Annotated in this window: 2 protein-coding genes and 1 tRNA gene; 2 read left to right on the top strand and 1 reads right to left on the bottom strand. The window is 33.4% G+C overall.

What is annotated here, in order from left to right:
• Nucleotides 1-15: 15 nt before the first annotated feature.
• Entirely contained in the window at nucleotides 16-5,472 is a 5,457-nt protein-coding gene (locus tag BT151_RS14970; protein WP_143144321.1) for a T9SS type B sorting domain-containing protein, read from the bottom strand.
• Between the two features lie 1,300 nt (nucleotides 5,473-6,772).
• Here BT151_RS14970 and BT151_RS14965 point away from each other — a divergent pair.
• Nucleotides 6,773-6,857, top strand: a tRNA-Leu gene (locus BT151_RS14965).
• A 621-nt stretch (nucleotides 6,858-7,478) separates the two neighbouring features.
• Nucleotides 7,479-14,135, top strand: coding sequence for a malectin domain-containing carbohydrate-binding protein (locus BT151_RS14960; RefSeq protein WP_143144320.1), 6,657 nt, complete (start codon nucleotides 7,479-7,481; stop codon nucleotides 14,133-14,135).
• The last annotated feature ends 292 nt before the right edge of the window (nucleotides 14,136-14,427 follow it).

Below are 14,427 nucleotides of genomic sequence, written 5' to 3'. Positions count from 1 at the left end.
TTTTTGATTCTAAAATTATTTAGTGATGTATAACCAGCCTTGATTATCTAGTGTACCATCACCATCAACATCAACTTGGTAATAGTAACTTCCTGATGAAGGCAATTGATTTTTAGAACCTCTATAATAATGACCATTCCAATCGTTTTTATAATCTCTAGAGAAGTATACTTCTGCTCCCCAACGATTAAAAACACGAACAGATGTATTAGGATGATCTTCGATGTTGTAAATAATCCAAGTATCATTAATTCCATCTCCATTTGCTGTAATGGCTTCTGAAACTTTTATACCACAACCATAAACATTACCTATAACAGTAACTATTGTGGAACCTGAACTTGTATTTCCACTTTCGTCTTCAACAGTTAATGTTACCGTGTTATCTCCAATATCACTACAACTAAAATCTAGTTGACTTGCAGTAAAGGTGACGTCTCCACAGCTATCAGATGACCCATTGTCTAGTTGATCAGCTGTTATAGATACATAACCACTATCATCTATAGTAACTGTTAAGGTTTGTGTAATAACTGTAGGTGCATTAGATTCTGTAACTGTAACTATGGCCGTTTCTGTATTTTCATTACCATAAGTATCAATTACTGTTAAAGTCACCGTATTTTCTCCAATATTAGCACATGTAAAACTAGATGGACTTACACTTAAGATTAAATCTGAAGCATTGGTACAACTGTCATTAGAACCATTATTAATTTGGTCTGCTGTTATAGTTGCTTCATCTGCTGCGTCCAATTCAATTGAAATATCTTGGGTAATAACCATTGGTCCTGTTACATCAAAAATAGTTACTGTAGCGGTATTAGTTTCAAAATTACCGCTTGCATCAGTAACTGTTAATGTTACCGTATTTATACCAATATTAGCACAGGTAAATGAAGAAGGACTTGCAGCTAGTGTTAAGTTTGCTACATCAGTACAATCATCAGTAGAACCATTATTGATTTGAGCTCCTGTTATAGTTACTTCACCATTAGCATCTAATTCAACTTCAATATCTTGTGTAATAGCTATTGGCTTAGTAGTATCTGTAAAAGTAACTGTAAAACTCATTGTTGAAAACATATCATCTGAGTCTGTTGCAGTTATTGTAATTATTGCTGTGCCTGATTCTCCAGAAACAGGACTTAGAGTTACTGTCCTATTTTCATCTGTTCCACCTAACACAATTTGATCATTTGGAATTAAATCTGTGTTTGAAGAAGTTGCAGTAAGCACCAATGAATTAACGGGCGTAGCATCATCTTCGATTATAAAAGGCAAGTCTAATATATCTGTTCCAGGACAAGTTTCCTGATCTTCAATTTGAGAAATCGTAGGTCCTGAATTTGGAACCACAGTAATTGGATATGTAGTAGATACTCCACAAAACTCATACGAGATTACGGCTGTCCCTAATGAGACTCCTGTTGCTAAACCTGTTACACTATCTACAGTTACAATGTCTTCTGCATCACTTGACCAATAACCATCTGGTGTTGTGTGGGCTAACTGGATTGTACCTCCTATTATAGTAGTAGAAGACGAACCTGTTATTTGAGCAAAATATCCGCCCACAAAATTACTAACATTACCTGTTAAGTAAAAGTCTATAATTGTTCCATTATTTTGAGACGAAGTATTGTCATACAAAGTAGTTATAGCGGTATTATCTCCATTTCCAATCCCTTGATTGAAAGTATAATAATCTACTAAACCTGGTTCGTTTCCTGTTAAATCAATTTCCATATTATCTGCAACTTCTGAAGCAGATCTAGGAACATTCCAGAAACGAGCTTCATCAATTAAACCCGAATAAAAATTGTCTACAACTCCAAATGTGTATTCAGAATCATCTGCAACATTAACTTTTAAAGGAGCTGTTCTTGTAGCAACTAGTTTTCCATTTACATATACATTATAAGTACTTCCAGTACTACTTTCTGAGTCAAGAAGTTTAACAAGGGCTATATGGCTCCATACATTTTTAAAAATAACAGCATCTTCTGTTAGTATATCGTAACGATTCAATGTTACATCTTCATAGGAATCAGTATGTACTTGTCCATTATATAGATAAAAAGAAGGGCTTCTTTGATTATTTCCTCCGGTTTGAACTGCTCCAAATATAGCGTGGTAACCATCATCCCAATTTGAGTCATCTGGTTTTATCCAAGCTTCAATTGTAAATTCTGTAGCTTTATCTAGAATTGGACTATTTTTTAATGAAACATAACTATTACGTAGTCCATCAAAATATAACGCATTATTTGTTGCCACAACCACTAATATTCTAGGGCTTTCACATATACCATCAGCAGTTACTGCAGCAGCATAATAATTCCCTGGCACTAAAGTAGTGAATGGATCAAGAGGTGAACCTCCCGTTTCATCTGTATACCATAGTAAAGTTGTACCTGCATCTACAGTAGCATCTAAAGTTGCAACAATATCATATTTACAAACAATTTGAGGACTAGGTGCAGTTGGTGCATTTGGAGCACATTCATCCAAAGCATTTAAATTATAAACAAAACTTGCTGTATTGCCACAAGCACCAGTAAATAAACCCGTTAAAGTACGCGTTTGATTACCAGCAGTAAAACCTGGATTGTATGTGAATTCGCTATCTGTTCCTGTAAATGGGGTCGTAGCATTATCATCACTCCAGGAAATAGTTCCTCCATTTAGGTTTACTCCTATAATAACCGTTTCTCCAACTTGTATAGGTACAATTGTTATGGGACTGTCATCAAGATTTACTTCTGGACTATTATCGCCGCCAGTATTGTAGTAAAAAGTTGGTACTGAAGGAATACATTCTGAAGTAGAGCTTATGTTATAAGAATAGTCAATCGTAGTACCGCAAAAATCTGTATAAGTTGCTGTTAAAGTACGTGTTTGATCACCACCTGTAAAACCTGGGTTATAAGTAAATCCATCTAAAGTACTAGTAAACCCAAGACCATCACTCCAAGTAACAGTGCCTCCATTTAAATTATTTATTCCTACTAGAACAGTTCCTGAATATGGAATTGGATCAATAGAAATGGTATTATCAATTTCTACTGTTGCAGGATCAACCAAATCAGAACCATTGTTATCATTATAAGTAAAAACTGGAGGAGAACATATTACCGTTAAATTAAAGGTGTATGTGGTTGAAACACCGCATTTATCTGTATAGACACAAGTTAAAACCTCAACGTCATCACTATTTTCAAAGACACCATCAAGTGCTAGTTGTTGACCATTAACATTTACAACATAGCCTAGACTATCATTCCAAACAAAATTATCATCAGTGGTGTTACCTCCAGTTCCGGGGTCAATACCGAAATAAATTAGCCCGAAAGGTGGCACTTCAAGATAGACATCAAAATCAGTAGTCAATGCATTTTCCCATCCATTACCGATATTGTAGTAAGGGTTTGAATCGTCTGGACTAAGACATCCTGTTTCAGCAGTTAAATGATAGGTATATGATCTAATAGTACCACAGGCATCTGTAAAAGTTCCTACCAAATCACAGGTCTGACCTATGGTGTCAAACTCTGGGTAAAATGTAAATTCTTTTTCTGTTCCAGAAAAGCCATTACATCCTGTCCAAACTAAAGTTTCACCTGCATCTTCGTTTATAGCAGGGTTAATACCTACCCAAATAGACCCACCTGTTTGCAAGCCAACATTGATATCATAATCCGTTGTGGCATGATATACCGTTCCAGAACCAACATTGTCGTTGTAATAAGGTTCTAGCGTTTGCGGAATACATTCTGTAGAAGCACTTATGTTAAAAACATAATTAGTTGTAACATCACAAGTATTTGTATAAGCTCCTGTTAAAACACGATTTTGCCCAACAGCAGTAAAGCCAGGGTCATATCCAAATTGACCTGCTGTACTGGTGAATCCAGTACCTTGATCATCAGTCCAAACAATTGAACCTCCATTTAAACGTACACCTATTTCAATTGTATCTGTAAATTGTATAGGGTCAGGAGTAATCGAATTGTCTGTCTCATTTATTGCAGCTGGATCAACCCAACCAGAACCATCATTATAGTAAAAAACTGGAACTGAAGAAATACATTCTGACGTTGAACTTATATTGTAAAAATAATCAACCACATCACCACAAGTATCAGTATAAGATGCTGTTAAAATACGTGTTTCATCACCACCAGTAAAGTTTGGGTTATAATTAACTTGATTAGCTGTTGAAGTAAATCCAAGACCATCACTCCAAGCAACAGTACCTCCATTTAAATGGAAACCTGCACCAATTGTTCCTGAATAAGGAATTGGATCTATAGTAATTATATTGCCAGCATCTACTGCAGCTGGATCAATCCAGCCAGAACCGTTGTTATCGTTGTAATATAAAGTCGGAGTAGCAGGAGTACATACCAACGGAACGCTTAAGTTATAAGTGTAACTAGTTGAATTACCACAAGTATCTGTATAAACTCCTGTTATAGAACAGCTGTCTCCTTTAGCCGTAAAGCCAGGATCAAAAGTAAATTCTCGAGTACTTTCAGTAAATCCATTACAACCAGTCCAAGCAACCGTACCTGTATTTGGTCTGATTCCTAAAACAATTGTTTTTCCAATAACCATTTCAATATCTATAGTAGTATCAGTTGTCAATTTATTTACAGTTCCAGCATTGTTATTGTTATAGTAAGGAATGGGAATAGCAGCAGAACACGCTGAAGTAGAACTTAAATTATAAACATAATTAGTCAAATCCCCACAAGCATCTGTATAGGCTGCTGTTAAAGTGCGGGTTTGTTCGCCAGCAGTAAAACCTGGGTCATAAACTACTTGATTGTTTGTAGAAGTAAATCCTAAACCATCACTCCAAGAAATCGAACCTCCATTTAGATGAGCCCCTACCTCAATAGTCCCTCCAATAGCTAGAGGATCAACCGTAATAGCATTATCAACTGGTGTAGTTGGATCATGCCAACCACCAGTACCTGTATTGTAGTAAAAAACGGGAGTTGAAGGAATACATCCCACCGCAGCAGAAAGATTCCAAGTGTACGTCCATTCAGTCCCAGCACATCCTAAAGTACCAGCTACAGGTGTTACTGTTATGACCACTTGACAAGTGTCACCCTCAAGAGGTATTGGATTCGCTACCGTATAATCATTACCCGTAAAAGTGGTTTGATCGTCGTGTTGGGAAGCTACTTCTGATCCATTTAAGAACACATCAATAGTGAAAGTTGAACCTTCTACGTTTTGCCTAGGGTTACTAATTCCGCACGTAAAATTAGCTAATCCAGATACAGCAACAATAGTTTCATTATTACTAGTAACATCTGTATCATCATTCCAGCCAGCACCAGCATTGTAATAGGCATTGGAGTTTGTACAGCCTCCCCTAACATTTTGTGCTACAGTTATTGCAACTGTAAAGATTATTAAAATGATGGTTAAAATAAGAGTTTTTTTTGTTTTCATAAATAATTGATAATAATTTAATTTAGTTGTTGGTGTTGTTAACAAAATAAAGTATTATCTAATTACTTTTAGGGGGGGGGTTTATCATAAATACAGGGGTTTTTTCTGATTTTTATATAAAATCATGTTTTTTTAACATAAAAAAAATAAACCGTTGTGCATTTAGGGTATAAATAGAGAACGTTCTGCCAACTAAAGAATAACAGTAAATTTTAGTAACTACAAAACAATTTGAAATGTGCAACTTTCGAACAAATCACAATAAAATTCTTGAGACCTTGGATCAGATACAAACAAAACATGATTTTTTAAAATAAATACTAACACCAAAATTGAGAGACAAGGAACTACAAAGAACTGGTGGAAATAGGATTAGCCTTCGATTCTATAGCATTGATGATGAGCACTAGCTTTTCAGGTCTTTGCCGATATCATTAGCCAGATCTATCGAACGTTCGGTGTACCACAGACAAAAGCAAATACTCCTATCTATATATAGATCCCCTTAGATTGAGCGTGTTTACAGCTCGAGAACTGTTACATAATAGACAGTATAGACATCATCTAGCAAACGCTCACAATTTACATTTTTAAAGAATATACGAACCAAATCAAGGATTTTACATTACTCGAGAATAGGGGGCTTTCTATTAGCATATTGCATTCTAAAAGCAAATTTTTTTTGAAATTAATTGTATGCTTTTCGGTTTTTATAGTGAGCATTTAAAAGTGAATTTTAATTAACAGAGATTTTGAACTAAAAAAAGGAATATCATCCTTAATGGATGGGTTTTTAGAAATAAACCTTAAAAATTTTATAATTAGGACATTATGTAGGCTTACTGGAATGTATTATACTTATATGAACACGCTCTCCTTTATATAGCGTAGGTTAATTTTAGTTTCAATCTGTAAGTGGGTTAATACTTTTTAAAAATTTATATTATTTTCCACTTGATATTTTATCTCTCTATTCTTTTTATCCCTAAACGAATTGATTCTTATAAAGTCAGAAATAAAAAATGTATAGATTCTATTTCTCTACAATTTTGACTCCTTCTCAATTTAAGATAAAAAAAAACACTTATTCTAAAAAACAAAAATTTAAATTTAATTACATTTGTACAACCGAAAGTTAATTTGACATATTTAAAATAAAAGCAATGTTCGCAATTCGTAAACAACGGTTGTAAAAATTAGCAAATAACTCATAATTACTGGGTTTAAATCCCTAACCCGGTCACTAGAAAAAGTTAAGCTTAATTACTTAACTTTTTCTATTTTTATACACTTCTTTAATGCGCACGTGGCGGAATTGGTAGACGCGCTGGCTTGAGGGGCCAGTATCCGTTTAGGATGTGGAAGTTCGAATCTTCTCGTGCGCACTTATATTTCATAGAACTAAACTAGCTTTTTTTTTATAAAAATATTTAGAATATCTTTTTCTAATATTTTCATTCATTTAAATTTCTTTAACAAAGAAGAATGCTTTTTTTTAATAAGTATAAAAACATTCAAATAAAAAAAGATAAAGATCTATTCAAATTAATATTCTAAATATTATTAATTTCTTAAAATAAATGCAATTAAATCATCTTTTTAATAAATTGACCTCTACAAAATATATAAGTCTTTACAACAACACTTAAGAAACCTTACTTTATTTTACACATCTATATCACAAACAAAATACAACAATCTATAAAACAGAGTGTTACATTTGTTTTTAGACATAAAAATAATAAAAATTGTAATTCAACGAATATTATTGCTATGTACAGAAAACTTATTATTTTTAGTTCACTCTACATTATTTTTGAAATCTAAAATAATAGGTTCTCTCAATAAAGCACCTAGTTTTAATTAATAGCAACAATTTTTTTACATCTTAAATTAAAGTTTGGCACATAACTAAACTGATAAATACAAATTTAGACCTTGTAGTTAGGTATAAATTATTAAACTATAATTGATTGTGTTCAATATATAATTACTTAAATGCTATTATGAAACATTTCTACTGCCAAAAAAAAATCAAACTAATTCTTTTTTTTCTATTATTATTAATTACCAGATTAAATTATGCTCAAAACTTTAGCCAAAGCAATCTGAATTTTAATGGGAAAGGCTCTGTTGACATGGTTACTTCTTTAATGTATGGCCCAGATGGTCGATTATATCTTACAGAATACAAGGGCTTGGTTAAAATATTAACAATAGAACGTGTTGATAATAGCAATTATGTTTTGACTGAAATGGAAACATTAAATCATATTCAGACTATACAAAATCATAATGACGACGGGTCTTCGTTTTCATCAACTTTTAGAGAAACTACAGGAATAACTGTTGCTGGTACAGCTAGTAATCCTATCATATATGTGACATCGTCAGACTTCAGAATTGGTGGTGGCACTGGTGGTGGTGGTGGCGATGTTGGTTTAGATACAAATTCTGGTATAATAACTAGATTTACATGGAATGGATCTTCTTGGGATGCCGTAGATATAGTAAGAGGTTTACCTAGATCAGAAGAAAATCATGGCACACATGGCATTGAATTTACAAAAATCAATGGAAAAGATTTTTTAATAGTATGCTCGGGAGGTAATACTAATGGAGGAAGTCCTTCAAAAAATTTCACCTATCTAACTGAATATGCTTTATCTTCTTCAATTTTATCAATAAATCTATCTATGATAGAAAGCATGCCTATTCAGAATGATAATGGTCGCAACTACATTTATGATATTCCTACTTTAGATGATCCTACAAGAGCAAATAAAAATGGTATAGAAGACCCTAATATCTCTGGATATAATGGTATAGACATTAATGATCCTTTTGGAGGAAATGACGGTCTAAACCAAGGTAAGATTGTTCCAGGTGGTCCTGTTCAAATTTTCTCACCTGGCTATAGAAACTCTTATGATTTAGTAGTAACGGAAAGTGGTAGCGTTTATGCTACTGAAAATGGCGCTAACGGTGGTTGGGGTGGTTTCCCTGAAAATGAAGGCACAAATAATGTTACTAATAATTATATTTCTAGTGAACCTGGAAGTAGTTCTGCTTCTGGAGGTGAACAAATCAATAATGAAGATCAATTACATTTAATAACAACAGATATACAAAATTACACCTTTGGTAGCCTGTATGGAGGACATCCAAATCCTGTTAGAGCTAACCCAGCAGGTGCTGGACTATTTACAGCTCCTGCACAATTAGGTTTAGACGGCGCCGTTTTTAGAACACAGCTTTACGACCCAGATGGTTCAACATTAGATTCTACAACAGATCCTGATATTGGTTTACCAGCAGACTGGCCACCATTACCTGTAAGTTATGCAGATCCGAGTCAAGGAGATTGGAGGGGTCCTGGACAAATAAACCCCGATGGACCAAATGACAGTTCTATCCTTATTTGGGGTACAAACACAAATGCTATAGACGAATATACAGCCAGTAATTTTGGAGGTATAATGAAAGGGAATTTATTAGCAGGAACCAATACTGGGGTATTAAGAAGAGTTGAGTTAAATTCTAGTGGTACTGTAGAAAATTTCACTTCTAGCTTTATCTCTGGCTTAGGAGGAAATGCTTTAGGAGTTACATGTAATAGTGACTCAGATATCTTCCCTGGAACTATTTGGGTTGGTAATTTTAATAATATTATAACGGTAATTGAACCTCAAGATTTTGTAACATGTTTATCACCAACTGATATTGGTTATGAAGCGAATGCAGATTATGATAATGATGAATATAGTAATCAAGATGAAGTTGACAACTTTACAGACCCTTGCAATGGAGGTTCTCAACCAGCAGACTTTGATAAATCTATTGGAGGTATTTTAGTTTCTGACCTTAATGATACTGATGATGATGCCGATGGTATTTTAGATGTTAATGACCCATTTCAATTAGGAAATCCAAATAAAAATGATAGCGATGCTTTTATTTTACCGGTTATAAACGAATTATTCTCTAATACCTTTTTAGGTGGATACCTTGGATTAGGCATGACGGGAATGATGAATAATGGAGATGTAACAAATGGAAATTGGCTAAATTGGTTAGACCGACGAGATGACTTAAATGATCCAAATCCTAACGATATTTTAGGAGGTGCTATTGGTGCTATGACTATGGAAATGACTTCTGGCACTGCATTAGGCACTCAAAATAATCAAGAAAAAGCATTTCAGTATGGTATTCAAGTAGATCAAAATACAGGATTATTTACCATTTCAGGAACAATTGTTAATTTCAACCAACCTTTACAATTATATGGTAATTCAGCATCTCCAGACGGAGAGCTTGGTTTCTTTATTGGTGATGGTACTCAAAGCAACTATATTAAGTTTGTAGCCAGAAAACAAGGGATTAGGGTACAACAAGAAATTAATGATATTCCACAAACACCAATAGATCTTGTGGTAGATACTAATAATAGACCAAATGGCCTTATTCTTTTCAGCTTTATAATAGATCCTACTACTGGAGAAATTATTTTAGAATATACATTTGATGATGATACATCACAAACTTTTGGAACTATAACAGCACAAGGCCTTATTTTAGATGCAATTCAGCAAACAAATAAAGATTTAGCAATAGGTTTCATAGGCACTTCTAATGCCATTGGAGTAGAACTTGAAGGAACTTGGGGTGTTTTAAATGTTACAAAAGATGCTCTAAGTCCAATAATTGTTAACTCTTTACCTAATCAATATCATTTTTCAGGCGAAACTATTGATGATAGTATTAACGTTATTGCAAGTGGTGGTGATGGAAGTCTAACTTACAGCGCTAGTGGTTTACCCGCAGGTATAGTTATAGACCAAAATACAGGAAGTCTTACCGGTGTAATCTCTTTAAGTGCTTCAAATAGTAGCCCATATGATGTCACTATTACAGTGGATGACAGTGATGGTGATAATACCGATAATGTTTTATTAAACTTTACTTGGACAGTAACAACTCCAATGGCGAGTACTTCTGTGGTTCGTATAAATACTGGGGGGAATCTTTTTACTGCTACAGACTCTGGTGTAAATTGGCAAGAGAATACTACCAATGGTTCATATATTGGCACAGATTATTCAGTAAATTCAGGTAATGGATATGCCAATGGCATATCAAATCTTACTAGAGATTCCTCAATCCCAGATTACATAGACAATCAAACATTTAATACTTTATTTGCAACTGAACGATATGACAATGCTGCTGCACCTGAAATGGAATTTAACATACCTCTTCCTGATGCTAATTATCTTATAAACTTATATTTTTGTAATGCTTACGATGGCATAAACAGTCCTGGAGGTCGCGTTTTTGATATTGCTATCGAAGATGATTTAGCTCGATTAGACCTAGATTTAGTCGCTGAATTTGGTCATCAAGTAGCTGGTATGCTCTCATTTCCAGTAACTATATCTGATGGAGAACTTAATATTGAGTTTTTACATGGAATCGATAACCCTCTTATTAACGCTATAGAAATAAGGTCCTTTGTACTTGAAAATCAAATTTTAGTTAATAATCTTTCAAATCAAACTAATACCGTAGGTGATACTCTTGACGGTAGTTTAGGTGTCATAGCTAGTGGTGGTGATGGTAATCTTACATTTTCAGCAACAGGATTACCTTCTGGAGTTTTTATTGAGCCTACAAATGGTCAAATAGGTGGATCAATATCATCTAGTGATTTTGAAAATAGCCCATATAATGTAACTATTACTGTTGATGATAGTGATACATCAACTACAGATGCCGTTAATTTAAACTTCACTTGGATTATTTATCCAAGCAATGAAACTCCACTAAATAGCAATCCACTTTACCGTATAAATACTGGTGGTCCTCTTTTAGCTGGGACTGATTCTGATATAAATTGGGAAGCCAACACAATTCAAGGTGCTTATACTGGTACTAGCTACTCTGTAAATACAGGAAATGTTTTTACGCATGGAGTTAGCGATATTACTAGACATGAATCTATTCCTGACTATATAGATACTACTACATTCAATACCATATTTAACACAGAAAGGTATGATAATACAGCCGCTCCTGAAATGGAATTTACTTTTACTGTACCAAATGCTTATTACCTTGTAAACATTTACATGTCTAACACTTACAATAGTATTAATGCTCCTGGTGAACGTATTTTTGATATCGCCATGGAAGGTAGTGTTGTTCGATCAAACCTAGACCTTGTAGCTGAATTTGGATACCGAGTAGCCACAATGCTATCTTTTCCTATTACCGTATCTGATGGTGTTCTTAATATCGAATTCTTACATTCTGTTGTTGAAAACCCTCTTGTCAATGCTATTGAAATTAGATCAGTAGTTATAGAAAATCCTATAGTTATTAATAATGATATTGTAGAACAATTTAATAATGTGGGTGATACATTTGATGGTAATTTAGCAGTTATTGCTAGTGGTGGTGATGGTGATTTGTCATTCACTGCAACCAATCTCCCTCCTGGTTTAAATATAGATCCTATAACAGGTAGTATTACAGGAACTATAACATCTGGAGCAGAAACTAATAGTCCTTATAATGTAACCATTACTATTGACGATAGTGATATTTACACAAACGACACCATTACATTAAATTTTAACTGGAGTATTATTGATAGTAATTCAATTACACCTCTTTATCGCATAAATACTGGTGGCCCTCTTTTAACCGCAACTGATTCTGATATAGATTGGGAAGCCAACACAACTCAAGGCGCTTATAATGGTACTAACTACTCTGTTAATACTGGAAGCCCATATACACATGGAGTTACCAACATTACTAGACATGAATCTATTCCTGATTATATAGATACTGCTACTTTTAATACTATATTTAATACAGAAAGATATGATAACACAGCAGCCCCTGAAATGGAATTCACGTTTACCGTTCCAAATGCTTATTACATAGTAAACATCTATATGTCTAATACTTATAATGGTATTGATGGAGCTGGCGAGCGTGTTTTTGATATTGCTTTAGAAGATAATGTTGTACGATCAAACCTTGATCTTGTCGCGGAATTTGGACACCGTGTTGGTGTCATGCTGTCTTTTCCTATTACCGTATCTGATGGTGTTCTTAATATCGAATTTTTACACTCGGTTGTAGAAAACCCTCTTGTTAATGCTATTGAAATCAGAGGAATTTTCACTGATAATTCAATTATTGTTGAAAATTTTCAAGAACAATATAATATAGTAAATGATACACTTGATGGCAGTCTTGCAGTTATTGCTAATGGTGGCGATGGTGATTTATCTTTCATTGCTACTAACCTCCCTCCTGGTTTAACTATAGATTCTGTAACTGGTAGTATTACAGGAACTATAACATCTGGAGCAGAAACTGATAGCCCTTATGATGTAACCGTTACTATTGACGATAGTGATATTTACACAAACGATGTTGTTACTTTAAATTTTAATTGGATTATATCAACTGGTGATACACCAATAATTACTGAAACTATAGCGAACCAATCTAATAATTCAGGTGATACACTTGATGGTAGTTTAACGGCTATAGCTAGTGGTGGTGATGGAAATTTAGTATACACTGCTGCAGGATTACCAGAAGGCTTATCAATTGATTCTCTAACTGGTAGTATTAATGGTACAATATCATATTTTGCAGACACCCATAGCCCGTATAATGTTACTATAACTATAGATGATAGTGATACCATTAATACTGATGCTGTTACTTTAAACTTTATTTGGACAGTTACCCCTAGCAGTACTCTACCTGATAGTAATGCGCTTTATCGTATTAATACTGGTGGTCCTCTTTTAACCGCAACTGATTCTCATATAGATTGGGAAGCCAACACAACTCAAGGCGCTTATAGTGGTACTAACTACTCTGTTAATACTGGAAGCCCATATACACATGGAGTTACCAACATTACTAGACATGAATCTATTCCTGATTATATAGATACTGCTACTTTTAATACTATATTTAATACAGAAAGATATGATAACACAGCAGCCCCTGAAATGGAATTCACGTTTACCGTTCCAAATGCAGATTATTTTGTAAATATCTTTATGTCTAATACTTATAATGGTATTGATGGAGCTGGCGAGCGTGTTTTTGATATTGCTTTAGAAGATAATGTTGTACGATCAAACCTTGATCTTGTCGCGGAATTTGGACACCGTGTTGGTGTCATGCTGTCTTTTCCTATTACCGTATCTGATGGTGTTCTTAATATCGAATTTTTACACTCGGTTGTAGAAAACCCTCTTGTTAATGCTATTGAAATTAAATCAATAAGCACCAATAGTGCCAGTAAATCAGGTAATTCTAAAAACAAAACATTAACAGTAGTTAATCCTGATTTTGAATCCGAAATTTTAGAAATTATTTTATTCCCAAACCCAGCAAATAATGAAACTAGCATAAGAATATCAGACGAAAATATTTTACTATCTAATATTGATATTTATGACATTAGTGGACGTTTAATAAGATCTTACAATACCTCAGAACAAAATACTGAAAAGGGGCTTTATAAAATTAACATTTCTGGTATACAAGAAGGTACTTATATAATTAATTTAAGAACACCTACAAAAAATATATTAAGCCATAAAAAGCTAATAATTAAATAGAAAATTAATATTTAATATAAATATGATATCTAAAAAATATTTTTTTGGATATCATATTTTTTTTAAAATAAATTAGCAAAGTTAAATTGTAAATAAGTTAATAATTACATAGTATTTTTTTGAAATTTATTATTTTTTTAAAATTTATATAAGTTTAACTAGAAAAAGAATTTATTATTTTATTTTAGACCTAGTATATTTCTTTTTTTCAACCTTATAGCTAAAAAATTAATTACGAGATTAGTATTAAATTAAGATAATAAAACATATTTATAATATAATATTTATTCAA

Source organism: Flaviramulus basaltis, assembly GCF_900114265.1.
Classification (GTDB): Bacteria; Bacteroidota; Bacteroidia; order Flavobacteriales; family Flavobacteriaceae; genus Flaviramulus; species Flaviramulus basaltis.
The sequence above is the reverse complement of the archived record's forward strand: the minus strand, read 5'-3'. Positions and strand labels throughout refer to the sequence as shown.